26 protein-coding genes are annotated in these 25942 nt (G+C 53.9%); 5 read left to right on the top strand and 21 right to left on the bottom strand.

Annotated features, from left to right (window positions below; genetic code table 11):
- Positions 1–7: 7 nt before the first annotated feature.
- From pheS to thrS, 5 genes are all read right to left on the bottom strand, one after another.
- Positions 8–1060 (bottom strand): phenylalanine--tRNA ligase subunit alpha, encoded by a 1053-nt coding sequence (pheS, locus tag B9Z35_RS04080; protein ID WP_108282357.1) that lies wholly within the window; start codon positions 1058–1060, stop codon positions 8–10.
- Between the two features lie 135 nt (positions 1061–1195).
- Positions 1196–1555, bottom strand: a complete 360-nt coding sequence (rplT, locus tag B9Z35_RS04075) for a 50S ribosomal protein L20 (RefSeq protein WP_108282356.1) — start codon at positions 1553–1555, stop codon at positions 1196–1198.
- Positions 1556–1581: 26 nt separating this feature from the next.
- Positions 1582–1785, bottom strand: a complete 204-nt coding sequence (gene rpmI / locus B9Z35_RS04070) for a 50S ribosomal protein L35 (RefSeq protein ID WP_108282355.1) — start codon at positions 1783–1785, stop codon at positions 1582–1584.
- Positions 1786–1872: 87 nt separating this feature from the next.
- Entirely contained in the window at positions 1873–2481 is a 609-nt protein-coding gene (infC, locus tag B9Z35_RS04065; RefSeq protein ID WP_108282354.1) for a translation initiation factor IF-3, read from the bottom strand.
- A gap of 67 nt (positions 2482–2548) precedes the next feature.
- A complete protein-coding gene (gene thrS, locus B9Z35_RS04060; protein WP_108282353.1) occupies positions 2549–4456 on the bottom strand; it encodes a threonine--tRNA ligase in 1908 nt (635 codons plus the stop codon).
- An 86-nt stretch (positions 4457–4542) separates the two neighbouring features.
- Here thrS and B9Z35_RS04055 point away from each other — a divergent pair, with 86 nt between their 5' ends.
- Positions 4543–4866 carry a DUF4156 domain-containing protein gene (locus B9Z35_RS04055; RefSeq protein ID WP_108282352.1) on the top strand — a complete coding sequence of 108 codons (324 nt, stop codon included), beginning with the start codon at positions 4543–4545 and terminating at the stop codon, positions 4864–4866.
- 101 nt (positions 4867–4967) lie between these two features.
- Here the strand turns inward: B9Z35_RS04055 and aceA are convergent, their stop codons facing one another.
- Complete coding sequence (aceA, locus tag B9Z35_RS04050) at positions 4968–6299, bottom strand: isocitrate lyase (RefSeq protein WP_108282351.1); 1332 nt, start codon at positions 6297–6299, stop codon at positions 4968–4970.
- A gap of 442 nt (positions 6300–6741) precedes the next feature.
- Here aceA and B9Z35_RS04045 point away from each other — a divergent pair, with 442 nt between their 5' ends.
- Positions 6742–7311 carry an SWIB/MDM2 domain-containing protein gene (locus B9Z35_RS04045; protein ID WP_199219759.1) on the top strand — a complete coding sequence of 190 codons (570 nt, stop codon included), beginning with the start codon at positions 6742–6744 and terminating at the stop codon, positions 7309–7311.
- A gap of 62 nt (positions 7312–7373) precedes the next feature.
- On the opposite strand, the gene B9Z35_RS04040 is transcribed toward B9Z35_RS04045, so the two are convergent.
- The 9 genes from B9Z35_RS04040 to B9Z35_RS04000 form a co-directional block, all read right to left on the bottom strand.
- Positions 7374–8582 carry an MFS transporter gene (locus B9Z35_RS04040; RefSeq protein ID WP_108282350.1) on the bottom strand — a complete coding sequence of 403 codons (1209 nt, stop codon included), beginning with the start codon at positions 8580–8582 and terminating at the stop codon, positions 7374–7376.
- 114 nt (positions 8583–8696) lie between these two features.
- Positions 8697–11300, bottom strand: a complete 2604-nt coding sequence (gene clpB / locus B9Z35_RS04035) for an ATP-dependent chaperone ClpB (RefSeq protein WP_108282349.1) — start codon at positions 11298–11300, stop codon at positions 8697–8699.
- Positions 11301–11450: 150 nt separating this feature from the next.
- Positions 11451–11933: a molybdopterin synthase catalytic subunit MoaE gene (gene moaE / locus B9Z35_RS04030; protein WP_108282348.1), complete on the bottom strand. Its 483-nt coding sequence runs from the start codon at positions 11931–11933 to the stop codon at positions 11451–11453.
- 15 nt (positions 11934–11948) lie between these two features.
- Positions 11949–12212 (bottom strand): molybdopterin converting factor subunit 1, encoded by a 264-nt coding sequence (gene moaD, locus B9Z35_RS04025; protein WP_108282347.1) that lies wholly within the window; start codon positions 12210–12212, stop codon positions 11949–11951.
- Positions 12209–13450, bottom strand: coding sequence for a gephyrin-like molybdotransferase Glp (gene glp, locus B9Z35_RS04020; RefSeq protein ID WP_108282346.1), 1242 nt, complete (start codon positions 13448–13450; stop codon positions 12209–12211). The genes moaD and glp overlap by 4 nt, the downstream gene beginning before the upstream one ends.
- On the bottom strand, positions 13447–13977 hold the full coding sequence (gene mobB / locus B9Z35_RS04015) for a molybdopterin-guanine dinucleotide biosynthesis protein B (RefSeq protein ID WP_108282345.1): 531 nt from the start codon (positions 13975–13977) through the stop codon (positions 13447–13449). Before mobB ends, glp begins: the two co-directional genes overlap by 4 nt.
- On the bottom strand, positions 13974–15407 hold the full coding sequence (thrC, locus tag B9Z35_RS04010; RefSeq protein ID WP_108282344.1) for a threonine synthase: 1434 nt from the start codon (positions 15405–15407) through the stop codon (positions 13974–13976). Before thrC ends, mobB begins: the two co-directional genes overlap by 4 nt.
- Positions 15407–16717: a homoserine dehydrogenase gene (locus tag B9Z35_RS04005; RefSeq protein ID WP_108282343.1), complete on the bottom strand. Its 1311-nt coding sequence runs from the start codon at positions 16715–16717 to the stop codon at positions 15407–15409. Before B9Z35_RS04005 ends, thrC begins: the two co-directional genes overlap by 1 nt.
- The gene (locus B9Z35_RS04000) at positions 16714–17937 is read right to left on the bottom strand and encodes a pyridoxal phosphate-dependent aminotransferase (protein WP_108282342.1); all 1224 of its coding nucleotides are present in this window, start codon (positions 17935–17937) and stop codon (positions 16714–16716) included. Before B9Z35_RS04000 ends, B9Z35_RS04005 begins: the two co-directional genes overlap by 4 nt.
- A gap of 64 nt (positions 17938–18001) precedes the next feature.
- Here B9Z35_RS04000 and B9Z35_RS03995 point away from each other — a divergent pair, with 64 nt between their 5' ends.
- From B9Z35_RS03995 to B9Z35_RS03985, 3 genes are all read left to right on the top strand, one after another.
- Positions 18002–18388, top strand: coding sequence for an Mth938-like domain-containing protein (locus B9Z35_RS03995; RefSeq protein WP_108282341.1), 387 nt, complete (start codon positions 18002–18004; stop codon positions 18386–18388).
- Between the two features lie 149 nt (positions 18389–18537).
- On the top strand, positions 18538–19029 hold the full coding sequence (locus tag B9Z35_RS03990) for a peroxiredoxin (RefSeq protein WP_108282340.1): 492 nt from the start codon (positions 18538–18540) through the stop codon (positions 19027–19029).
- Positions 19030–19196: 167 nt separating this feature from the next.
- The gene (locus tag B9Z35_RS03985) at positions 19197–20840 is read left to right on the top strand and encodes a PhoH family protein (protein WP_108282339.1); all 1644 of its coding nucleotides are present in this window, start codon (positions 19197–19199) and stop codon (positions 20838–20840) included.
- Between the two features lie 12 nt (positions 20841–20852).
- Here the strand turns inward: B9Z35_RS03985 and dnaB are convergent, their stop codons facing one another.
- The 6 genes from dnaB to B9Z35_RS03955 form a co-directional block, all read right to left on the bottom strand.
- Complete coding sequence (gene dnaB, locus B9Z35_RS03980) at positions 20853–22265, bottom strand: replicative DNA helicase (RefSeq protein ID WP_108282338.1); 1413 nt, start codon at positions 22263–22265, stop codon at positions 20853–20855.
- A gap of 145 nt (positions 22266–22410) precedes the next feature.
- Positions 22411–22863, bottom strand: coding sequence for a 50S ribosomal protein L9 (rplI, locus tag B9Z35_RS03975; protein ID WP_108282337.1), 453 nt, complete (start codon positions 22861–22863; stop codon positions 22411–22413).
- Positions 22864–22874: 11 nt separating this feature from the next.
- Positions 22875–23156 carry a 30S ribosomal protein S18 gene (gene rpsR, locus B9Z35_RS03970; RefSeq protein WP_044397946.1) on the bottom strand — a complete coding sequence of 94 codons (282 nt, stop codon included), beginning with the start codon at positions 23154–23156 and terminating at the stop codon, positions 22875–22877.
- A gap of 12 nt (positions 23157–23168) precedes the next feature.
- Positions 23169–23459 (bottom strand): primosomal replication protein N, encoded by a 291-nt coding sequence (priB, locus tag B9Z35_RS03965; RefSeq protein ID WP_108282336.1) that lies wholly within the window; start codon positions 23457–23459, stop codon positions 23169–23171.
- Positions 23460–23479: 20 nt separating this feature from the next.
- Positions 23480–23845 (bottom strand): 30S ribosomal protein S6, encoded by a 366-nt coding sequence (gene rpsF / locus B9Z35_RS03960; protein ID WP_104799310.1) that lies wholly within the window; start codon positions 23843–23845, stop codon positions 23480–23482.
- A gap of 73 nt (positions 23846–23918) precedes the next feature.
- Positions 23919–25922 (bottom strand): VC_2705 family sodium/solute symporter, encoded by a 2004-nt coding sequence (locus B9Z35_RS03955; RefSeq protein ID WP_108282335.1) that lies wholly within the window; start codon positions 25920–25922, stop codon positions 23919–23921.
- Positions 25923–25942 lie beyond the last annotated feature (20 nt).

Raw genomic sequence — 25942 nt, 5'->3', positions numbered from 1 at the left:
CGTGAAGTTATTGGAACTGGCTCAAGAAGCGAATGTCGCCATCGAAGAACAAGCGCAAGTCGTTCACGCCGTAACGCAGCATGGTGAAACGGTCCATGCCCATGCCAAAGGCAAAGCCGATGAAACGCTCAGGGTCGAGGCCCATGTTGCGCACCACGTTCGGATGCACTTGGCCTGAGCCACCCACTTCGAGCCAACGGCCCGCCAAAGCGCCGCTTTGAAATTGAATGTCAATCTCAGCGCTGGGCTCTGTGAATGGGAAGAAGCTGGGACGGAAGCGCAACACCAAATCGTCGCTCTCAAAATACGTGCGGCAGAAATCGGTGATGACCACTTTGAGGTCTTTGAAGCTGACGTTCTCGCCAATCCACAAGCCTTCGCATTGGTGGAACATGGGCGAGTGCGTGGCATCGCTGTCCACACGGTAAGTGCGACCTGGCGCGATGACGCGAATTTCGGGCATGCCTTGACCGGCATCCAAACGCGCTTGGTAGCGCTTGACGTGTTGCACCGCGTGGCGCACTTGCATGGGGCTGGTGTGCGTGCGTAGCAAGTTGGGCTCTTCGGCGCTGCCACCTTCCACATAGAAGGTGTCGTGCATGGAGCGTGCGGGATGGTCTTCAGGCGTGTTGAGCGCGGTGAAGTTGAACCAGTCGGTTTCAATCTCGGGGCCTTGGGCCACTTCAAAACCCATCGAACCAAAAATGGCTTCGACGCGTTCGAGCGTGATCGTTACGGGGTGCAAACCGCCAGCCATGCGAGCGCGACCGGGCAAGGTCACATCCAAGGCTTCGGCTTTGAGTTGGGTCTCGAGTTCGGCATCTGCCAAGGCTTGGCGGCGTGCAGTGAGCGCGGCTTCAATCGCTTGCTTGGCCACGTTGATGGCAGCACCGGTCGATTTCTTTTCTTCGACGCTCAATGCAGCCATGCCTTTCATCATCTCGGTGATGCGGCCTGACTTGCCCAAGAACTGGGCCTTGGCATTTTCAAGATCAGCCGGTGTGGTGCTTTGCGCAAACAGGGCCTGGGCACTGGCGACCAGAGAATCCAACTCGTTCATAACTTTGATGATTCCAATTGACCCCTCATCATGAAAGTTATTTCATTGAAAAATTTGGGGAGAGGAGAAAACAAAAAAGGGATTGAAGCTGTGTAGCCCCAACCCCTTTACTCGTGGGTGGTTAACCCTTGACTATCAAGCGGCCAATTTGGCTTTGACTTGATTCACGATGCTGGTAAAAGCAGCCATGTCGTGAACGGCCAGGTCGGCCAACATCTTGCGGTCGATTTCGATCGCTGCCTTTTTCAGGCCGTTGGCGAATTGGCTGTATGTCAGACCGCATTGACGTGCGGCAGCATTGATACGAGCGATCCACAGCTGACGGAACACGCGCTTTTTAGTGCGGCGATCGCGGTAAGCATATTGACCGGCCTTCATCACCGCTTGTTTAGCGATGCGGAAGACGTTACCGCGGCGACCGCGGAAACCTTTGGCTAAAGCCAGAACTTTTTTGTGACGGGCACGGGCCGTAACACCACGTTTAACGCGAGGCATATTTTTTCTCCTTGTTCGTCAGTTAATTACAGGCCGCACTTGGGCAGCATTTGCGCCATGTGACCCATGTTGGTCTCATGCACATTCACTGCACCACGCAAGTGACGCTTGTTCTTGGTCGTCTTCTTAGTCAAGATGTGACGTTTGAAGGCTTGACCGCGTTTAACGGTACCGCCTGGACGAACGCGGAAGCGCTTTTTAGCGCTGCTTTTGGTCTTCATTTTGGGCATTTAGATGCTCCTTTAATTTGTGCTCGCGAGGCGCCTACGCAGGGTGCGTAGTCTTGTAAGCCCCGAGACACTAATCTGCGTCGCCTTTTATGCAGACGCTGCCGGAGCAGCTTCTGCAGCAGGTTTGGCGGCGCCACCTGATTTCTTCTTACCAGGCGCGATCATCATGATCATCTGACGCCCTTCGAGCTTGGGGAACTGTTCAACAACGATCAGGTCCGCCAACTCATCACGGATGCGCTGCAACAGCGCCATACCGATTTCTTGATGCGTGATCTCGCGGCCACGAAAGCGCAGCGTGATCTTGCATTTGTCACCGTCATCCAAGAAGCGCTTGATGTTGCGCATCTTGATGTTGTAGTCACCATCATCGGTACCGGGACGGAACTTGATTTCCTTAACCTCGATGACCTTTTGCTTGGACTTCGCTTCGGCAGCCTTCTTTTGCTCTTGGTACTTGAACTTACCGTAGTCCATCAAACGGCACACCGGCGGCACAGCCGTGGCGGCAATTTCAACCAAGTCAACGTCAATCTCACCGGCCATGCGCAAGGCATCAGCCAAGCTCACGATACCGAGGGGTTCGTTGTCAGGACCTGAAAGGCGGACTTCCGGGGCCATGATTTCCCGGTTAAGGCGGTGTTTGCGTTCCTCGCGCTGGCGGCGGTCGCGAAATTCTGTAGCGATGGTGACTATCCTTAAAAATCAAAAACAAACCGACACACGTGTGCGACGCACAACTCTTGGCAATTCCTAAATGAAATTAGCTTTTGAGAGAGATGTCAGAGGCAATCTTTTGAGAGAAGGCTTCGAGGGACATCACACCGAGGTCTTGATTGCCTCGGGCGCGCACTGCGACGGCGCCAGCTTCCTTCTCTTTGTCGCCTACGACCAAGATGTAGGGAAGCTTTTGCATTGAATGCTCGCGTATTTTATACGTGATTTTCTCGTTTCGAAGGTCTAAATCGACCCTAAGCCCTTGATTTCGCAGTGTTTTTGCAACTTCTTGGCAATATTCGGCCTGGGAATCGGTGATATTGAGCACCGAAACCTGTGTTGGAGCCAGCCAAGTGGGCAAGGCGCCGGCGTGCTGCTCGATCAAAATTCCGATGAAACGCTCCATGCTGCCCACGATGGCGCGGTGCAAGATGACGGGACGTTGGCGTGAGCCGTCTTCCGCCGTGTACTCGGCATCCAAGCGCTCAGAGAGGTTGAAGTCGACCTGAATCGTGCCGCACTGCCACTCACGGCCAATCGCGTCTTTCAGGGTGTATTCAATCTTGGGGCCGTAGAAGGCGCCGTCACCTTCAGAGATAACGTACTCGCAACCAGACGCCGTCAAGCTGTCCATCAACGCCTTTTCGGCCTTGTCCCACAACTCGTCAGAGCCAATGCGGGCTGCTGGGCGGGTTGAGACTTTGTACAAGATGTCGGTGAAGCCAAAGTCTTGGTAGACCTTCTTGAGCACCTTGGTGAAGGTGTCGCACTCGGGCAAGATTTGGTCTTCGGTACAGAAGATGTGGCCGTCGTCTTGGGTAAAACCACGCACGCGCATGATGCCGTGCAAGCCGCCGGATGGCTCGTTGCGGTGGCACTGGCCAAACTCGCCGTAACGCAATGGCAGATCGCGGTAGCTCTTGATGCCTTGCTTGAAAATCAAGATGTGGCCGGGGCAGTTCATCGGCTTCAAAGCGTAGTCACGCTTTTCAGACTCGGTGGTGAACATGTTGTCGCGGTACTTGTCCCAGTGACCGGTTTTTTCCCACAGCGACTTGTCAATGATTTGCGGGCCTTTGACTTCGAGGTAACCGTTGTCGCGGTAGACCTGACGCATGAACTGCTCGATGGTTTGCCACACGCTCCAGCCCTTTGGGTGCCAGAACACCAAACCAGGTGCGTGCTCGTCAATGTGGAACAAATCCAGCTCACGGCCCAGTTTGCGGTGGTCGCGCTTCTCAGCCTCTTCAAGGCGCTTGAGATAGAGCTGCAAATCGTCTTTGCTGGCCCATACTGTGCCATAAATGCGTTGCAGCATTTCGTTTTTGTGGTCGCCGCGCCAGTAGGCACCAGCCACTTTCATAAGCTTGAAATGCTTGAGCTTGCCAGTGCTGGGCACGTGCGGGCCACGGCAGAGGTCTTCAAAAGCGCCTTCGCGATAAAGGCTCACGTCTTCATTGCTAGGGATGCTGGCAATGATTTCGGCCTTGTAGTGCTCGCCCAATCCTTTGAAATAAGCCACGGCTTCGTCGCGAGGCAATACGCGGCGCACCACGGGCTCGTCTTTGTTGGCCAACTCGGTCATGCGCTTTTCAATGGCCACCAAATCCTCGGGAGTGAAGCCGCGTGTGAACGAAAAGTCGTAGAAGAAGCCATCGTCAATGACGGGACCAATGGTCACTTGTGCTTCTGGGTACAGCTCTTTCACCGCATAGGCCAACAAGTGGGCGGTGGAGTGACGAATCACCTCTAAGCCTTCGGCATCTTTGGCTGTGATGATGGCCAAGCTCGCATTGCTGCTCATCGTGAAGCTGGTGTCCACCACCTTGCCATCGACCTTGCCAGCCAAAGCTGCCTTAGCCAAGCCAGCGCCAATTGAGGCAGCCACATCGGCCACGGTCACGGGGCCTGGAAATTCACGTTGCGAACCGTCGGGGAGAGTAATCTGAACCATGTGTATGTTATTTAAATCGCGGTAAAACGCCGATTTTACGCCCCTCACGATGCATCCTTGATGCATAGGTATCATCCAAAATTACCATGAACAAATACACCGCCTTCACCTGCCTCAGCGCCGTACTCTTGTGCGGCTGTGCCAATAGCTTTCTCAAACCAGCCGCAGGCTCTGAACGCGTGCTGCTGATGAAATCTAATCAGGTGACACACTGCCAGTCACTTGGCAAAGTCAATGTGAACGTCATCACCAAAGTGGGTATCTACAACAGAGATGCAGATGCCGTAGAAGCCAACTTGTTGCAGCTGGGCCAAAACAATGCAGTTGAATTGGGCGGCGACACGCTGGTGAAAGACGTCACACCGGAATTTGGCAAACAGATATATGCGGTCTACAAGTGCAAGCGTTGAAAGCCTAAACAAAAAAACCACACAACGCTTGCGCGCTGAGTGGTCTCAACCCCATTCAAACCAAGAGACAGCCTTCTCAGGCCATCTCTCAATTGAAGTGCTTAGTGGAACTGTTCTTCTTCAGTAGAACCTGTGAGGGCTTTCACAGAAGATGAACCGCCTTGGATCACCGTGGTCACGTCGTCGAAGTAGCCTGCGCCCACTTCTTGTTGGTGTGACACGAAGGTGTAACCCTTGTCGCGTGCTGCGAATTCAGGCTCTTGCACCATGTTGACGTAGTGCTTCATGCCTTCGCCGTTGGCGTATGCATTGGCGAACTGGAATGTGTTGTACCAGTTGATGTGGATACCAGCCAATGTGATGAACTGGTACTTGTAGCCCAAGGCTGACAAGTCTTCTTGGAACGAAGCGATTTGGCTGTCGTTGAGGTTTTTCTTCCAGTTGAAAGAAGGTGAGCAGTTGTAAGACAACAGCTTGCCTGGGCATGCAGCGTGCACCGCTTGTGCGAATTCGCGAGCGAAGCCGATGTCTGGCACGCCTGTTTCGCACCATACCAAGTCAGCGTAAGGCGCGTATGCAACGCCGCGGCTGATGGCTTGTTCCAAACCGTTTTTGACGCGGTAGAAACCTTCTTGAGTGCGCTCGCCCGTCAAGAATGGCTTGTCGTTGGCGTCGTGGTCAGAAGTGATCAAGTTAGCAGCTTCTGCATCAGTACGGGCCAACACAATGGTGGATGTGCCCATGACGTCAGCAGCAAAACGTGCAGAGATCAATTTTTCGCAAGCTTCTTGTGTTGGCACCAACACTTTGCCACCCATGTGACCGCATTTCTTCACAGCAGCCAATTGGTCTTCGAAGTGAACGCCAGCAGCGCCAGCAGAGATCATGTTCTTCATCAATTCGAAAGCGTTCAACACGCCACCGAAACCGGCTTCAGCGTCAGCCACGATTGGCAAGAAGTAGTCGATGAATTCTTTGTCGCCAGGGTTGATGCCACGGCCCCATTGGATTTCGTCAGCACGTTTGAATGTGTTGTTGATGCGGCGAACCATGGTTGGCACAGAGTCATACGCATAGAGCGATTGGTCTGGGTACATGGTTTCAGATGTGTTGCCGTCAGCAGCAACTTGCCAGCCTGACAAGTACACAGCTTCCAAGCCAGCTTTGGCTTGTTGCATCGCTTGACCAGCAGAGATCGCGCCGAATGCGTTGACGTATCCTTTCTTGGCGCCGCCGTTGACTTTTTCCCAGAGCTTTTCTGCACCGCGCTTGGCGAGTGTGTGTTCGATAGGCATGCTGCCGCGCAAACGCACGACGTCAGCAGCAGAGTAACCGCGCTTCACGCCTTTCCAGCGTGGGTTAGTCGCCCAGTCTTTTTCGAGGGCTGCGATTTGTTGTACGCGGCTGAGTTGTTCATTCAGTGATTGAGGCATGGTTCACTCCAGGAAGTTAAAAGATTGTCGATGGGTCTACTATAAGTCTTATAGAAGACTGTTTGTATGTCTTGTGTCTTATAGAAGAATATATTTTTTCCTATAAAAATCAATGGCTTGCAAAATACATTTCGATATATGAAATTTAATTTCTCATATCAAGAAAAAATACTGCAGTGCAGCACTGCTAATTTTCATAATTTGAAATTCGCTTTCAGAAATGAAACTAAGCATCTTTCCCCACCTGAAACACAACTGTTCATTGATCAACTCAATGCGTGCAAAAGCACAAGCGATAAGTGCTTGAGAAAAAACAACATCACGCCATCAAAAAATTTGCTTAGCACTTGGAAAGAACTTCGTTCTCATTTAGCATCCGCATTGCTCTAGAGCGATATCTCCAAGGGCTTGCAATCAAAAAACTTCTAGAAGGAAATAAACCATGGCAACTGCAAAGAAAGCTCCGGCTAAAAAAGTGGCAGCAAAAAAAGCTGCTCCCGCAAAAAAAGTAGCAGCGAAAAAAGCTGCTCCAGCTAAGAAAGTAGCCGCTAAAAAGCCAGCTGCTAAAAAAGCAGCCCCTGCGAAGAAAGCAGCTCCTGCTAAAAAACCAGCAGCGAAAAAAGTAGCCGCTAAAAAAGCGCCTGCCAAGAAAGCCGCTCCAGCTAAAAAGCCAGCAGCTAAGAAAGTTGTTGCGAAAAAAGCCCCAGCTAAAAAAGTAGCTGCCAAAAAGGCTCCTGCTAAGAAAAAGGCCCCTGCCAAAAAACGCACGCCTAACGCTGCGTTCATGAAAGCCCTCACACCTAGCGCCGCTTTGGCTGCTGTGATCGGCAACGCTGCAGTGCCACGCACTGAAGTCGTGAGCAAGATGTGGACATACATCAAAAAGCACGGCCTGCAAGACAAAGTCAACAAGCGCAACATCAACGCTGACGACAAGCTCAAGCAAGTGTTTGGCAAAGCCCAAGTCACCATGTTTGAATTGGCTGGTTTGATCGGCAAGCACCTGAAATAATTCAGTTTCTGCCAAACAAAAAGGGACCTCACGGTCCCTTTTTTATTGCACGTCTAGATGCCTTATGCGTGCACTGTCCTACGCCCCACGCCAAGCGCTACGACAACGCTGAGCATCAGCACCAGCGCAGCCCCTAACAAAGTAGCACCGTACCAGCCATGGTCCATGAACACACCAAAGATCAATGGCGAAATAGCAAAGCCCGTATCCAGCCCCGAGTAAACCATGCCATACACGCGACCGGTAGCGCCTTTGGGCGTGGCTTTCTTGATCATCATGTCACGCGATGGCCCACCAACACCAATGGCCAAGCCCGTGGCAGCCAAGATGATCATTGTGAACTCAGCACTCAACCAACCACTGCCGCACAAAGCCATGCAGATGGCGCCTGCCGTCATGCATCCCGCCACCACTTTGTCGCTGTGACGCGGCCAACGCGCGGCCACAAAGCCGCCTACAAACATACCTGCAGCCGCACACAGCATGTAGGCCGTCAACGTGAAAGTGGCAGCTTCAAAGGTAACGTGGTGAAGGGCTTGCAAGATCGACACGGCAAAGCTTTGCACCACCGCTAGGGTCATGGTGGAGAGCAAGAAAAAACCAAAGCACCACCACACGACGGGAATTTTCAAAAACGCCAAGCTGCCGCCTTCGTTTGTCGTTTGCTTGTGATTCACCACCTCGGCATGCAAGTGTTCGCGTTGCCAAAACAGCAATGCAAAGATGCCTACAAACAGCAATGCCGCCCCCACATAAGCAGCACGCCAATCCAAAGCCGCGCTCAAGCTCACCATGAACACAGGTGCCAGCGCCCAACCCAAATTGCCCGTCAGGCCGTGCGCGCTGAACGCATAGCCCAAACGCGGGGCAGACACTTTTTGGTTGAGGATGGTGAAGTCAACGGGATGAAATGAACAATTGCCCAGCCCCAGCAACGCAGCACCGAACATCAAGCCTACATAGCTGTCAGCCACCGACACGGCCATGCAGCCAGCCGCCATCAACAGCAAAGCAACGAACAACACAGGTCGCGCACCCAATCGATCCACCACAAAACCCGCAGAAGCTTGGCCAATGCCGGAGACGACAAAGAACACCGTCATCAAAAAACCTAACTCGGAATAGCTCAAGCCAAAGGTGCTGATGAACACTGGAAACATGAGCGGCAAGAGCAGGTGCGAAAAGTGAGAGCTGGCGTGTGCAATGCCCACTAAGCCAATCACAGCAGCGTCATCGCGCCAAGGGTTGGATGCTGGGTTTAATGTGGTCATAAAAAAGCGCTGCAGAAAGAATGCAAGCATCCTAACTGCAGCGCTCATCCGATAAGTCGACTGCGGGACAAGCCCCTGCCCCACCAAAGGTCCAGCCTTGTCACCGCTTTGGGTTTAAACCTCGGCTTTGCTGAACGCAAATTCACCGGGGGCACGCACTGGGTCGACACTGACCACAATCGTGTCTTTGGGCAAGAACTTGCCTTCCAGCAACAACTTAGACAATGGGTTCTCAATGCGCTGCTGAATGGCACGCTTCAATGGACGTGCACCAAACACAGGATCAAAGCCCACCTTGGCCAACTCAGCCAATGCGGCTGGCGACACATCCAAGGTCAAATCCATCTTGGTCAGGCGTGCACCCAAGATCTTGAGCTGGATGCCTGCGATGCTGGCAATGTGCTCGGCATCCAAGGCGTGGAACACCACAGTCTCGTCAATGCGGTTCAAGAACTCTGGGCGGAAATGGGACTTGAGCTCATCCCACACCGCATCTTTGATGTCTTGCGGATCTTGCCCCACCATGCTTTGGATGATGGGTGAGCCAATGTTGGAGGTCATCACGATGACAGTGTTTTTAAAGTCTACTGTGCGGCCTTGGCCATCGGTCAAGCGGCCATCGTCGAGCACTTGCAGCAAGATATTGAACACATCAGGATGTGCCTTCTCCACCTCATCGAGCAACAACACGCTATAGGGATTACGGCGCACAGCTTCGGTCAAGTAGCCGCCTTCGTCGTAGCCCACATAGCCAGGAGGCGCACCCACCAAACGGCTGACCGAGTGCTTCTCCATGAACTCGCTCATGTCAATGCGAATCATGTGGTCTTCGCTGTCAAACAAGAAACCTGCCAATGCTTTGCACAGCTCAGTTTTACCCACGCCCGTTGGGCCGAGGAACAAGAACGAACCAGTAGGACGATTTGGGTCGCCCAAGCCTGCGCGTGAGCGACGGATGGCGTTGGCCACCGCCGTGATGGCCTCTTCTTGGCCCACCACACGATCGTGCAACTTGTCTTCCATTTGCAAGAGCTTGTCGCGCTCGCCTTGCATCAACTTAGACACAGGAATGCCTGTGGCACGCGCCACCACTTCTGCAATCTCTTCCGCACCCACTTGCGTGCGAAGCAAACGATGGCCGCCTGCAGCCGCCGTCTTGCCGCTTTCGCGCGCGTTGGCTTCTTTCATGCGCTTTTCAAGCTCTGGCAACTTGCCATATTGCAGCTCGGCCACTTTGTTGAAATCGCCCTTACGGGTGAGTTCTTCAATTTGATGGCGCAAGCGGTCAATCTCTTCTTTGAGTTGCGCACCGCCATGAGCAGACGACTTTTCAGCCTTCCAAATTTCGTCAAGGTCGGCATACTCTTTGCCGATCTTTTCGATTTCTTCTTCGAGCAGCTCCATGCGCTTTTGCGAGGCTTCGTCTTTTTCTTTGCGCACGGCTTCGCGCTCAATCTTGAGCTGAATCAGGCGACGGTCGAGCTTGTCCATCACCTCGGGCTTAGAGTCGATTTCGATTTTGATTTTGGCGGCCGCTTCGTCAATCAAGTCAATGGCCTTATCAGGCAAGAAACGGTCGGTGATGTAACGATGGCTCAACTCAGCGGCAGCCACGATGGCGGGATCGGTGATCTCGACACCGTGGTGCACTTCGTACTTTTCTTGCAAGCCACGCAGAATCGCAATCGTGGCTTCGACCGAAGGCTCACCCACGATGATTTTTTGGAAACGACGCTCTAGGGCTGCATCTTTTTCGATGTACTTGCGGTATTCATCCAAGGTGGTGGCGCCAACGCAGTGCAGCTCGCCACGCGCCAAAGCGGGTTTGAGCATGTTGCCTGCGTCCATCGCGCCTTCGGCCTTGCCAGCACCCACCATGGTGTGCAACTCATCGATGAACACAATGGTTTGGCCTTCGTCTTGCGCCAATTCTTTGAGCACGCTTTTCAGTCGTTCTTCAAATTCACCACGGTACTTCGCACCAGCCAACAAAGAGGCCATATCAAGCGACAACACACGTTTGCCTTTGAGTGAATCTGGCACCTCGCCTGCCACGATGCGTTGGGCCAAGCCTTCCACAATCGCAGTCTTGCCCACGCCTGGCTCACCAATGAGCACGGGGTTGTTTTTGCTGCGGCGTTGCAGAACTTGAATAGCACGGCGAATTTCATCATCACGGCCAATTACCGGGTCGAGCTTGCCTTGACGGGCACGCTCGGTCAGGTCCATGCAGTATTTTTTGAGCGACTCACGTTGGCCCTCGCTCTCGGCGTTGTCTACCTTTTGTCCGCCGCGCACAGCAGTGACTGCCGCCTCTAGCGATTTACGATTTAAGCCGTTTTGCGTCGCCAACTTGCCCCAGTTGCCTTTGTTGTCGCACATGGCGAGCAAGAACAATTCACTGGCCACAAACTGATCGCCCCGCTTGATGGCTTCTTTTTCAGCGGCCTGAATCAAGGACACGGTGTCGCGTCCCACTTGCACCTGCTCTTGGCCTTCGACTTTGGGCAAACGGTTCATCGCGTCTTCGGCAGACGACAGCAAGCCCGACACATTGGCACCTGCGCGCTGCAACAGTGACTTGGGGCCATCATCTTGACGCAGCATGGCCACCAACACGTGGGATGGCTCGATGTAGGCATGGTCGCCCCCGAGCGCGAGTGTCTGGGCGTCGCCCAAAGCTTCTTGGAACTTGGTGGTGAGTTTGTCAATACGCATGGAAACTCCGAGAAATTTGTTGAATTAATAGATAACTGAGGCTGCTGCCTGTTATTTCAAGTGGCAGCAAGTCGAACGGTCTTGACGTGGGTCAAAGCACCGCGCATTCAACCATTTGCCAGCCACGCCGTCAGTGCGCTGGCGCACACGTTATGGCGCGACTGAGTTGCTGGCTTCTATGCCCCAGCGAGCTAAAGCTTGGTCATCACTCACACGGGCATCGACCCAGCGTGCGCCTTCAGGCGTGACTTCTTTTTTCCAGAATGGCGCTTGGGTTTTGAGGTAGTCCATCAAAAACTCACAGGCTTTGAAGCTCTCGCCACGGTGTGCTGACGTCACAGCCACGAAGACGATTTGATCTTCGGGGTGCAACAAGCCCACGCGATGGATCACACGCGCGGCAAAGATGTCAAAGCGTTTCTTGGCTTCATCCATCATGACAGAGATGGACTTCTCGGTCATGCCGGGGTAATGCTCTAGCTCCATGCTGGCCACAGAGCTGCCGTCGTTGCGCTCGCGCACCGTGCCTAAGAATGAGCACACCGCCCCCACCCTCGCATCGCCCGCACGCAAGGCAGCGAGCTCTTGGCTCACATCAAAGTCTTGAGTTTGGATGCTGACGGTGAAGGACATGGTTTGCCTTTAGGTTTAACCGCCGGTGACGGGCGGAAAAAAGGCCACTTCGCAGCCTTCAGTCAACACAGCAGATTCGTTACACAAGTCTTGGTTCAAAGCCATGCGAACGGCGCGGCCGTGGGCCAGCACTTCGGCATGTGCACCACCGCGTGCAATCAGCTCATCACGCAAAGCTTTGAGCGTGGTGGCTTGTGTAGCAATGCTTTCACCGCCCTGCCCGATGGCTTCGCGAATGGACGCAAAGTATTTGAGGTTCACGTTGTAGGTCACATTCATGCCAACCACTCCGCAAAGGAAATAAAGCGAACGTTATCGCCTTTTGAAATTGTTTGCCCAGCGGAGTTATCCACAACACCATCGCCCCACACCGCCGAGGTCAGCACACCGGAGCTTTGATTCGGGAACAAATCGAGACCACCTTGATCATTGCGTTTGACACGCAAAAATTCGCGGCGCTTGTCGGCGCGGGTCCAATCGAAGTGCGCCGTCATTTCAGTGCGTACGGTGTCTGTCTTCGTCACACCTTGCAGAGCCAACACGAACGGACGCACCAACAACAAGAAGGTGACAAAGCTGGAAACGGGATTGCCGGGCAAGCCCATGAAGTGGCAAGCATCGCCTGTTACCTGGCGGTTCACCTTACCGTACGCAAAGGGTTTACCGGGCTTGATGGCTAGTTGCCACAGGTTCAATTCGCCCAAGCTTTCCACCGCAGGTTTGATGTGGTCTTCTTCGCCCACCGACACGCCGCCGCTGGTGAGAATCAAATCATGGTGCTGGGCCGCATCACGCAAAGCGGCGATGGTAGCTTCGCGTTTGTCAGGCACGATGCCCAGGTCAGTCACCTCGCAGCCCAAGCGCTGCAACATGGCACGCAAGAAAAAGCGGTTGGAGTTGTAAATCGCACCAGCGGGCATTGCCTCAGGGGCTACATCGCCAGGCATGACCAATTCATCGCCGGTGGAGAACAAAGCCACACGCGGACGTGCAGACACTTGTAACTGGGCTAAGCCAATGCTGGCGGCCAAGCCCAACTCAGCAGGTGTCAAGCGTGTGCCTTTGCTTAGCACTGTCGCACCGCGTGTGACGTCTTCGCCTAAGCGGCGAATCCACTGCCCTGCCGGTACAGCCTTGTTCACCTTGACTTGATCGCCCTCTAAGGCCTCGCAGTCCTCTTGCATCACTACGGCATCTGCGCCAGGGGGAATGGGTGCCCCAGTGAAGATACGTGCAGCTTCGCCAGCATGGAGCTGCGTGCCGTGTGTGCCGGCGGGAATGCGTTGCGTCACTCGCAACACCGCACCAGCTTGCGCACAGTCAGCTACTCGAACGGCGTAGCCATCCATCGAACTGTTGTCTTGCGGGGGCACTTGCAAGGCGGCCGTCACGTCTTGCGCCAATACACGGCCATCGGCGTCAAAAGTAGAAACCGATTGCAGCCCCGTCAATGCATGGGCTTGCGCCAGCAATTGCGGCAAAGCGTCATCGAGAGAAAGCAAGGGAGGACGGGTCATAGCAAAGGTGGGTTGTATTCAAAACGGTCTTGATTAGCCACCAGCCACTCAGTGATGGCATAGGGGTCATTCAGGTCGAGCACGGGGCGTTGCGTCGCCTCTGGCAGGTCATGCGGCGAGTCGGTCGCAATAGCCACCACAAAGTCATCATCGGGGTAGCGCACAGGTTGCTCAGACGCTTTGCGCCAGACTTCGACCTTGAGCAAATCGCTTCGCTTAAAGCCTTCGACCAAGACCCAATCCACGCCGTCATACACCTCGGCCAGCAGGTGGTGCACCGAGAGCTGTGTCGGCTGCTCAAACTGGCGCTGCAACACCAAGCGTTGGTTGGATGCCACCAACACCTCAAACGCACCTGCTTCGCGGTGACGCCAGCTGTCTTTGCCGGGCTTGTCGATGTCAAAGTTGTGGTGCGCGTGTTTGACCACAGACACGCGCAAACCTTTCATACGCAGGCAGCCAATCAGCTGCTCCACCAAAGTGGTTTTTCCTGAGCCGGAGTAACCGGCAAAGGCAACGACTTTCATGCCAGGTCGCAATGCTTGGCAATGTAGGCTTTGATTTGCGCCACATCCGCATTCATGACCTGCACACGCTTAGGCAAAGCTTCGATGCCTTCAAACTTGGAAGGACGATTGGGCTCTTGACCCAAAGCTTCCACGATGGTGGCCGCAAATTTGATAGGCAAAGCAGTTTCCAACACGATCATCGGCACGCCAGCCATGATGTGTTCACGCGCCACTTTCACACCGTCGGCGGTGTGGGTGTCGATCATCTCGCCAAAGCGCTTGTGCACGTCTTGTATGGTGGCCAATCGGTTGGCATGTGTGCTCTTGCCGCTGGCAAAACCGTAGCGCGCTGCAGCTTCTGCAAAGTGAGGGTTGCCACTCAGATCGAACTTACCGTTCTTCGAGATTTGCGCACCAAACAAGTCTTTGGTGAGCGCTGCATCGCGACCGAGCAAATCGAATACAAAGCGTTCGAAGTTGCTGGCCTTGGAAATATCCATCGAGGGGCTAGAAGTCTCGTGCGTGTCGGCGCTGCCGCGCACGCGGTACACGCCGGTGCGGAAGAACTCGTCCAACACATCGTTTTCGTTGGTGGCTGCCACCAAGGTGTCTACGGGCAAGCCCATCATGCGCGCCACATGGCCAGCGCATACGTTGCCAAAGTTGCCACTTGGCACGGTGAAGCTCACCTTTTGGCTGTTGGCGGTGGTCGCTTGGAAATAGCCCGCGAAGTAGTACACCACTTGGGCCAACAAGCGTGCCCAGTTGATGGAGTTGACCGTGCCAATTTTGTATTTGGTTTTGAAATCCAAATCGTTGGACACCGCTTTGACCAAGTCTTGGCAATCGTCAAACACGCCTTCGATGGCAATGTTGTGAATGTTCTCGTCCATCAAGCTGAACATTTGCGCTTGCTGGAAAGGGCTCATGCGGCCGTGTGGGCTGGTCATGAACACACGCACACCTTTTTTGCCACGCATGGCGTATTCGGCTGCGCTGCCCGTGTCGCCACTGGTCGCACCAAAAATATTCAACTCTTCACCACGGCGCGCTAACTCGTATTCAAACAAGTTGCCCAGCAGTTGCATGGCCATGTCTTTGAACGCGAGCGTGGGCCCATTCGACAAAGCCTCGACCCACAAGCCGTCTTCCAATTTACGCACAGGCACGATGGCCTCGGTCCCGTACACCTCTTTGGTATAGGTCTTGGCGCACAAGGCTTTCAGGTCAGCCGCAGGAATGTCGTCGATGTAGAGCGACAGCACTTCAAATGCCAAGGCGGCATAGCCTTGTGTGTTGAACGTGTTGCGCAAACGCATGAGCGCTGCATCGTCCACCTGTGGGTAGTGCTCGGGCAAATACAAACCACCATCGGGTGCCAAGCCCTCGAGGAGGATTTCACAAAAACGCTTGCGCTCGGCGTGGCCGCGCGTGGACAAATACAGCATCAGTTCAACTCTTCTTTGCGGATGCGGGTGATTGGGGCGAGCACGGTGCTCAGTTGTTGCATCTCAGCGATGGCTTCGTTCATCTTGGCTTCCACGCAATCGTGGGTCAAGATGATGAGGTCAGTGTGGCTCTCGCCCTCACCGGCTTCGCGCTGCAACACGGCATCAATGCTGATGTCGGTGTTAGCCAAAATGCCTGTGACTTTGGCAAGTACGCCCGCTTGGTCGGCCACGCGCAAACGCAGGTAGTAGCTGGTGACCACTTGGGCCATTGGCAAAATCGCAAGGTTGCTCATCGCATCAGGCTGGAAGGCCAAATGCGGCACGCGGTTCAATGGGTCTGCGGTGTGCAAACGTGTGATGTCCACCAAGTCAGCGATCACAGCACTTGCTGTGGGCTCGCTGCCTGCGCCTTTGCCGTAGTACAGCGTGGTGCCCACGGCATCGGCTTGCACCATCACCGCGTTCATTGCACCTTCGACGTTGGCGATCAAGCGCTTGCTGGGCACCAAGCAAGGATGCACACGCAGTTCAATGCCTGCGGCGGTACGCTTAGAAATACCCAAGAGCTTGATACGGTAGCCGAGTTGTTCGGCGTACTTGATGTCTTGTGATTCAAGCTTGGTGATGCCTTCGACATACGCTTTGTCAAACTGCACTGGCACACCAAACGCGATGGCCGACATGATGGTGGCTTTGTGTGCGGCATCCACCCCTTCGATATCGAAAGTAGGGTCTGCTTCGGCATAGCCCAAAGCTTGCGCTTGCTTGAGCACGTCGTCAAAGGTCAAGCCCTTGTCGCGCATCTCAGACAAGATGAAATTGGTTGTGCCGTTGATGATGCCAGCCAGCCACTGAATGCGGTTGGCAGTGAGGCCTTCACGCAAAGCTTTGATGATTGGAATACCGCCAGCAACCGCAGCTTCAAACGCCACCATCACACCCTTTTTGTGGGCAGCAGCAAAAATTTCTGTGCCGTGTACAGCCAGCAATGCTTTGTTGGCCGTGACGACATGCTTGCCTGCTTCGATGGCTTCGAGCACCAGTTGCTTGGCAATGCCGTAGCCGCCAATGAGCTCCACCACGATGTCGATGTCCGGGTTGGCGATGATCTTGCGCGCATCGTCCACCACTTGCACATTCGCACCCACGATGCTTTTGGCACGCGCCACATCGAGGTCAGCCACCATGGTGACTTCAATGCCGCGACCGGCGCGACGTTGGATTTCTTCTTGGTTACGTTTGAGCACTTCAAAAGTGCCACTGCCCACAGTGCCAATGCCTAAGAGGCCTACTTGAATCGGTTTCATGCTTTTCTATTTCGGTAGTTTTCTAAGAATTTTGCGATGCGCGAGATGGCCTCACGCAAGTCGTCTTCGTGGGGTAAGAACACGATGCGGAAATGGTCCGTCGTCTTCCAGTTAAAGCCCGTGCCCTGCACCAACATGACCTTGGTTTCTTGGAGCAATTCCAAGAAAAACTGTTGGTCGTCTTTGATGGGGTAGACCTTGGGGTCTAAGCGCGGGAACATGTACAACGCGGCATGCGGCTTCACACACGTCACGCCAGGAATCGCGGTGATGAGCTCATAGGCCAAGTCGCGTTGCTTGCGCAAACGACCGCCCTCTCCCACCAGGTCGTTGATGCTTTGGTAACCACCCAAGGCAGTTTGAATCGCCCACTGGCCTGGCACGTTGGCGCACAAGCGCATGTTCGAGAGCATGTTGAGGCCCTCGATGTAATCAGCTGCAGGCTTTTTGTCGCCTGACACCACCAACCAACCTGCGCGATAGCCGCATGAACGGTAGCTCTTGGACAACGAGTTGAACGTGAGTGTCAACACGTCTTCGCTCAAGCTGGCGATGGGCGTGTGTTTGACACCGTCGTACAAGACCTTGTCATACACCTCGTCAGCAAAAATGATCAAGCCATGCTTGCGTGCGAGCTCAACGATTTGCAGCAACAACTCGTCGGAGTACAAAGCACCTGTTGGGTTGTTGGGGTTGATGACAACAATGCCCTTGGTGTTCTTGGTGATCTTGGAGCGAATATCGTCGATATTGGGCATCCAGCCGTTGTCTTCGTCGCACACGTAGTGCACTGGCGTACCGCCTGATAAGCTGACAGCGGCTGTCCACAGTGGATAGTCAGGCGCTGGCAACAACAGCTCGTCGCCGTTATTGAGCAAGCCATTGGTGGCCATGACGATGAGTTCACTCGCACCATTGCCCAGGTAAATGTCATCGAGCGTGACACCTTTAATGCCTTGCTTTTGCGTCTCGTGCATCACCGCTTTGCGGGCGCCAAAAATGCCTTTGCTGTCCGAGTATCCCGCCGAGGTGGGCAGGTTGCGGATCATGTCTTGCTGAATTTCTTCAGGCGCATCAAAGCCAAACACGGCCAAATTGCCGATGTTGAGTTTGATGATCTTGTGGCCTTCCTCCTCCATTTGACGCGCTCGGTCCATGATGGGACCGCGAATGTCATAACAGACGTTGGACAGCTTGTTGGATTTTTGGATCTTCTTCAAAGTCCCTCCGAGGGCTCTTTTACGGGGTGAAACCTATAATTTGACCACAGATCTCAAGGCATTTATGAAATTACAACCCGATCGCATCGAGACCCAGTCCGTCACCGCTTATGGCCCAGGATGGATTGCCATCCAAGGCGAAAAAATCACGCACAGTGTGCTGATCACCTCAGAGGGGCTTCGCCTCGATTGGAATTGCCAAAGTTTTGAGGATTTAGGTCCGCAGCACTTTGCGCAATTGGCAGATCTGGATGTTGAATTGGTCATCTTTGGTAGCGGTGAGCGCCTGCGTTTTCCCAAACCTGAATGGCAAGTGAGCTTGATGCAGCGCCACCTAGGCCTTGAGACCATGGACACACAAGCGGCTTGCCGTACCTACAACATCTTGGCGGGCGAAGGACGCAAAGTGGCGGCAGCACTCATCATCGAGCCTTCTGCAAGTAATAAATAAGGACGCGATTCGCATCCCGTCCTGTAGATGACGCAATGCTGACTCAAGGCTGGGTTTCTAAGTTAAAATAGTGGGTTGCCGGAAGGGGGCTGTCTCGACAGTCGCCTCCTTCATCCGGCCGTCTGAACTGTCACACCTGATTGAGCGCTATGGCAATTGTTGTCAACAAACCCCTCCCCGAATTTGAAGCCAATGCAACAGGCGGCATCAAGGTTAGCAACACCTCACACAACGGCCAAATGATGGTCTTGTACTTTTACCCAAAGGACAACACGCCTGGCTGTACCACTGAAGCCATGCAGTTCCGCGACAAGTACAAAGATTTCGTCAAGGCCGGCGCGTTGGTATTTGGCGTGTCACGCGACAACATGAAGTCGCACGACGAATTCAAAACCAAACTCGAACTGCCCTTTGAGCTGATTGCCGACACAGAAGAAAAAATGTGTCACATGTTTGGCGTCGTGAAAAACAAAATCATGTACGGCAAAAAAGTGAAAGGCATCGAGCGCAGCACCTTCCTCGTGGGCGCAGATGGCCTGTTGAAAGAAGAATGGCGCGGCCTCAAGGTGCCAGGCCATGTGGACGAAGTGCTCAAGGCCGTCAAAGCTTTGAAGAAAGCCTCTGCCGCAGCAGCCGCTTAAATACCCTCGCAAAAAGTGTCACGGAGCTCGGTTATAGTGGCTCCATGACATTGACAGAAGCGAACACGTTTCCAACGAAAAGCCGCCTTGGCCTCCAGGCGGCTTTTTCGCTTTTAAAGTCGGTGTTCATGGTTTCCACTTGCGTTTCAACTCTTTAAGTTTCATCTATGCCATTGCCTCCAGCCCCTGCCAAACGTGCCGCTTTGTTGAACACCGAGGGCTTAGATGCCGCAGCGCCCAAATCACGTAGCTCGCGCAAAGCAGCACCACGCCATGAACCGCGCGAAGTAGAAGCACCCATCGCAAAAGCCAAGGCCGCCGAGCCACTTGCAGTCTCACGCAAATCAGAACCTCTGCCCGCCTACAAAGGCGAACGAAAAGCAGCGCCTGCCAGAGCTGCAACCGCTAAGAAAAAACACAGCGGCCCCACCAAGCTTTTCGTGCTCGACACCAACGTGTTGATGCACGACCCCATGTGCTTGTTCCGCTTTGAAGAACACGATGTGTTCTTACCCATGATCGTGCTCGAAGAGTTGGACAGCAACAAAAAAGGCATGACCGAAGTGGCACGTAACGCCCGCCAAACCAGCCGTTCGCTCGACGCTTTGGTGGCCTCGCACAACGCTGACATCATGACGGGCATCAAGCTAGATGGCACAGGCCACATTGAGGTAGGCGGCCGCTTGTTCTTTCAAACCGAACCGCTCGCCTTCACCCTCCCTTCTAGCCTGCCACAAGGCAAGGCCGATAACCAAATATTGGGCGTCGTCGAAGCCTTGCGCGTGAAAAATGCACCCCGTGAAGTGGTGCTGGTCTCCAAAGACATCAACATGCGCGTCAAAGCCCGCGCTTTGGGGTTAGCCGCTGAGGATTACCAGAACGACAAAACACTCGAGGATGGCGACCTGCTGTATTCAGGCGCCTTGGCACTTCCCGAAGACTTCTGGCTCAAACACGCCAAAGAAGTGGAAAGCTGGCAAAGCGGCAGCCACACCTTCTACCGCTTGAGCGGCCCGTTGGTGCCCGATCTGCACATCAACCAGTTTGTGTATTACGAGTCTGCTGGCGAGCCTAGCCTCTACGCCCGTGTGACAGAGATTCGCGGCAATACCGTGGTGCTCAAAACCCTCAAAGATTTCACACACCTTAAAAATGCGGTTTGGGGCGTGACCACACGCAACCGCGAACAAAACTTCGCGATGAACTTGCTAACCGATCCAGAGATTGACTTTGTCACCCTCACAGGCACAGCTGGCACAGGCAAGACCTTGATGGCTTTGGCTGCGGGCCTCACGCAAGTGCTAGACGATCGCCGCTACACCGAAATCATCATGACCCGCGCCACTGTGAGCGTGGGTGAAGACATTGGCTTCTTGCCAGGCACCGAAGAAGAAAAAATGGGCCCGTGGATGGGCGCGTTAGACGACAACCTCGAAGTGCTGGCCAAAACAGAAACCAGCGCAGGCGACTGGGGCCGTGCCGCGACCAATGACTTGATTCGCAGCCGCATCAAGATCAAGAGTTTGAACTTCATGCGCGGGCGCACGTTCTTGAACAAGTACCTCATCATCGATGAAGCGCAAAACTTGACACCCAAACAAATGAAAACGCTCATCACGCGTGCAGGCCCCGGCACCAAGATCATCTGCATGGGTAACTTGGCGCAGATCGATACGCCCTACCTGACCGAAGGCTCATCAGGCTTGACGTATGCAGTGGATCGCTTCAAGGGTTGGCCACACGGTGGACACATCACCTTGGCCCGTGGCGAGCGCTCACGACTTGCCGACTTTGCCAGCGAGGTGCTTTAACGCTTGACAGCGTTAATAGTCGCCACCACTGCTGTAGCCACTAGCCAAGCTTTCGAACTTGGTGAGTGGCTTCAAGAAGGCCAGCTTGACGGTCCCGGTGGGGCCGTTACGCTGCTTGCCGATGATAACTTCGGCCACGCCCGGCTCTTTGGACTCTTTGTTGTAGTAGTCGTCGCGGTAAATGAACATGATCACGTCCGCGTCCTGCTCAATAGCGCCTGATTCACGCAAGTCACTCATCATGGGGCGTTTGTCGGTGCGTTGCTCCACACTTCGGTTGAGCTGCGACAGCGCAATCACAGGGCACTGCAGTTCTTTGGCCAACATCTTCAAGCCGCGAGAAATTTCACCAATCTCCGTCGCACGGTTGTCACCACCACTGCTGCTTGACCCGCTCATGAGCTGCAAATAGTCCACCACGATGAGACCAAGCTTGCCGCATTGACGCGACAAGCGACGCGCGTTTGCGCGCAGCTCACTCGGCGTGAGGCCTGGCGTTTCGTCGATGTGCAAGGACACATTGCGCAGCTTCTCAATGGCTTCCGTCAAGCGTGGCCATTCGTCGTCGCTCAACTTACCCGTACGCAAATGGCCTTGGTCCACGCGCCCAATCGAACCCACGATACGAACGGCCAATTGCGCTGCACCCATCTCCATCGAGAACACGGCCACAGGCAAGCCTTCGTTCAAGGCCACGTGCTCGGCAATGTTGATGGCCAACGCTGTTTTACCCATCGACGGACGCGCGGCCAAGACGATCAAGTCCCCCGGCTGCAAGCCTGAAGTCATGCGGTCAAAGTCGATGAAACCGGTAGGCACTCCCGTGATGTCGTTTTGGTTATCCGCCATCTCTTGTACGCGGTCCAACAAGTCCACCACCAACTGCGGCATGGCCTGAAAGCCTTGCTTCATGCGCGAGCCTTCTTCACCGATGTTGAAGATCTTTTGCTCAGCCTCATCCAAGATTTGGGCCACTGCCCTGCCTTGTGTGTTAAAGGCATTGGTGGCAATTTCATCACTGGCCGTCACCAACTTGCGCAGGATCGAACGCTCGCGCACGATCTCGGCATAACGACGAATATTGCTCGCGCTGGGCACGTATTGCGCCAACGCATTGAGGTAGCCCAAGCCGCCAATTTCTTCGGCCTTACCCAAGGCCTGCAAGTGCTCGTAGACCGTGATCACGTCAGCCGGACGACTTGTGTTCACCAGTGCGCCAATGGCGGCGTAAACCTGTTTGTGTTCGTAACGGTAGAAATCACCATCCACCAACAAATCACCTACGCGGTCCCATGCGCCGTTGTCTAGCAGCAAGCCGCCCAACACACTGGACTCGGCCTCAATAGAGTGCGGAGGGATGCGCAGTTGTGCAATTTGCTGGTCGTGGGAGAAGCTTTCTTCAAAGCTGGGCGATGCGGCTGACATAGTGATCCTGTAAAACACACATCCTAAGCCCAGAGGCGTCAAACGCTTGGGATAACCCTGTGGATAAGAGGTGGGTTAGCTGGGGAAATGCAGAGAACAAATAAAAAAGCCGCTCCGAAGAGCGGCTTTTAAGGTGCGAAGAAACTTAAGCAGTTTCGCCTTGCACGTTGACCGTGATTTCAACAATCACGTCAGTGTGCAATGCCACGCCCACAGCGCTTTCGCTCACTGTTTTGATGGGGCCGTGAGGCATGCGGATTTGAGCTTTAGCCACTGCGAAACCTTCTTTTGTCAACGCTTCAGCGATGTCGTGGTTGGTCACAGAGCCGAACAAACGACCATCCACACCAGCTTTTTGGCTGAGCTTGATGACTTTGCCAGTCAACTTCTCGCCTTGAGCTTGTGCAGCAGCCAATTTTTCAGCAGCAGCTTTTTCGAGTTCAGCGCGGCGAACTTCGAATTCTTTGATCGCTGTTTCAGTGGCGCGACGTGCACGGCCTGATGGGATCAAAAAGTTACGGGCGTAACCATCTTTCACACGGACGATTTCGCCGAGGTTGCCGAGGTTCACGACCTTGTCGAGCAGAATAATTTGCATGGTCGGTCTCCTTAGATCTTGTGCTGGTCGCTGTATGGCACCAAGGCCAAGAAGCGTGCGCGCTTGATGGCAGTGTTCAGCTGACGTTGGTAAATGGCGCGTGTGCCGGTCAGGCGTGCGGGAATGATCTTGCCGTTTTCGGCAATGAAGTCACGCAATGTGTCGACGTCTTTGTAGTCGATTTCTTCAACGCCAGTGACGGTGAAGCGGCAGAAGCGCTTGCGCTTGAAAAGCAATGATTGCGTGTTGCGCTTTGGGCGCTTGTCTTTGTTGAATTTCTTGAATGTGGCCATGATCTGGGCCTCCTATGAAATTTGCTGAAAATCTTGAATATGAAAAACGACGTTTTTGCTGTTACGAGGTGAGGCTAAAAAGCCGCTGAACTGCCAAAGGCTACCAAGGGGAAGTTGAGCGAGACGCTCAGCTAAGGATCCCAAGGCGACTGTTTTGACGGTTGCTTTGACTTGTCGCTTTTGCCCTGCTTCTTGTATTTCAGACTCGTGCTCGAGACTCAAATCAATGGCGGGTAAACCGGCTGGGGTGTATCGCAGGACCGAAGTCTCCACAACACAAGCATTCAAAACAACGTGGTTCAAACCTTGTAGTAAGTCAGCAATTAGCCCGCGAACTCAGCTTGCTGGTTCTTGCGAGCTTCTTCGCGCTCGACTGTCTTCATCATGATGGAAGGCGCAGTGTCAGCCTTCTTACGCAAGACAGTCATGTGACGCAACACAGCATCGTTGAACTTGAACGCGTGTTCGAGTTCAGACATCACAGCTTGGCTAGCTTCGATGTTCAAGCAAATGTAGTGAGCTTTGGCAAGCTTGTTGATCATGTAGGCCAACTGGCGGCGACCCCAGTCTTCCGTACGATGAATAGCACCACCACCTGCGGTGATCATGCCTTTGTAACGCTCCAGCATGGCTGGAACTTGTTCGCTTTGATCCGGATGGATCAACAAAATGATTTCGTAATGACGCATGGACACTCCTTGTGGATATGAAGCTGCCTGCGGCGTCTGACGCTGGCAGCAAGGGAAAAGCCCACGATTATAGTCAATTTTTAAGCGTTTTAGACAGCTTGCTGCCCAGATAACCGAACAGCAGACCCACTGGCACGCCAAAAACACCGGCGCAAACTGGGTCTAGCCCCAACCACACGGTGTCAGACGCCTGCAAATGCAGACGCATTTGCACCCATGAGTGATTGACCGCGATGTAGTAAGCACTGATCCCCAAGCCTGAGACCATGGCCATCAAGGCGCCAACGCGGTTCATGCCTCGCCAATAAATACCCAGCAGCAACACAGGGAAGAACGTCGAAGCTGCCAAAGAAAATGCACACGTCACCCAAAACAAAATGCTCACTGGGCGATTGGTGGCAAACCAGGCCGCCAGCAAAGCCACCACCATCAACAAAATTTTGGACAACATCACACGACGTAGCGGTGGCGCATTGGGCTCTGCCGTTTGGAAATACAGGTCTTGCGCCAAGGCGTTCGAGATGGTGAGCAACAAGCCATCTGCTGTGGACAAAGCTGCCGCCAACGCGCCTGCTGCCAACAAGCCAGTAAACACCGAAGAAATATGCGTAATCTCTGGCACGCCCAGCACCAAGTAATCGCTGAACAACCGAATGTCAGCAAACTGCACGATGCCGTCTTGGTTGTAGTCTTGAATGCTCAGCAAGGCCAGCTTACGCAACTTCAACCGATCGGCCCAATCGGGTAACTGATCAAGATGCGACCCCACCAACTCGGTCAGCACAAACGACTTGAGCAGCACAGCCAACGAGGAAGCACACAAATACACAACCACAATGAAGGCCAAAGCCCAGACAATTGATCGCTCTGCCTCAGCGGGTGTGGCCGTGGTGTAAGAACGTACCAAGATGTGTGGCAAAGCTGCTGTGCCCAGCATCAAGCAAAAAATCAATGCCAAGCTGTTATTCCAGCCGGAGTTCCAGCCATTCAAATAAGGAACTTGGAAACCCACAGGCCGATAAATCGCCTCGGCCAAGACTTCCCGCTCAGCTTGCCATGCACTGACCAAACGATCGACCGAGGTTTCGCGCCAAGCTGGGTTGGCTTCTAATTTTTGGATGTCTCGCAAAGATGCATTTTCAGATTTGGCCTTGGCCACTTGACGTGAGACATTTTGTCGCTCTACCTCACGCGCGTAAACTGGCTCGGCAATCTTCACATGGAGATTGCTCATGCGCAAACTGATGACATCACGCGTGGCCAACTCTGCGGGGTCAGATTCAATTTGTTTGGCGCGCTCTTGTATTTGAGGCAAAGACTGCGCGGCTGCAATTGTGAAAAACGGATGGCCTTGCGTCTTAAACGACACCGCCATTGTCAGCACCACCATCGACACCACGATGACAACGCACTGCACCCCTTGCGTCCACGTCACCGCGCGCATACCCCCTAGGAAGGAACACAGCAGCACGCCTCCCAACGCCAAAAACACACCCAGCTCAAAAGTCAAACCAGACAGCATGGAAGCCACGAGGCCAATGCCATAAATTTGCGCCACCAAGTAAACACTGGAACACAAAATCGCACCCCAAGCGGCTAACCAGCGCACTGCAGCGCTGTCAAAGCGACGGCCTAAAAAATCAGGAAGGGTGATCGACTGCGACAGGTTGAGCTTCGCAGCAAACAAAAAACCAAGCAAACAAAACCCGCCAGTCCAGCCCAGCAAGTAAGCCAAGCCCCCAGGGTGTTGACCATCGCCGACAAAGCCATCAGACAACAACAAGCCTGTGAGGCCAATGAAAGAGGCAGCTGACAACCAGTCTGCGGCGGTAGCCATTCCGTTCATCGGTGCGCTGATGCTGCGGCCTGCTACAAAATACTCTTCGGGAATGGTGGTACGACAAAACATGCCAATCAGCGCATAGCCGATGATAGAGACCACCAAGAAAAAACCGTTGACCACACCTTTGGGTACGCCAGCCAAGTCTGCCAGCAACAACAAAAGCGTCAACAAAACCAGCCCAGCAAAGCTGAGCAGCAACAAACGCCAAGGCCAAGATTTAAGATACATCATCATTCAGATGCGAGGTCTGCGTC

Source organism: Limnohabitans sp. Jir61 (assembly GCF_003063545.1).
Lineage (GTDB): Bacteria > Pseudomonadota > Gammaproteobacteria > Burkholderiales > Burkholderiaceae_C > Limnohabitans.
The sequence above is the reverse complement of the archived record's forward strand: the minus strand, read 5'-3'. Positions and strand labels throughout refer to the sequence as shown.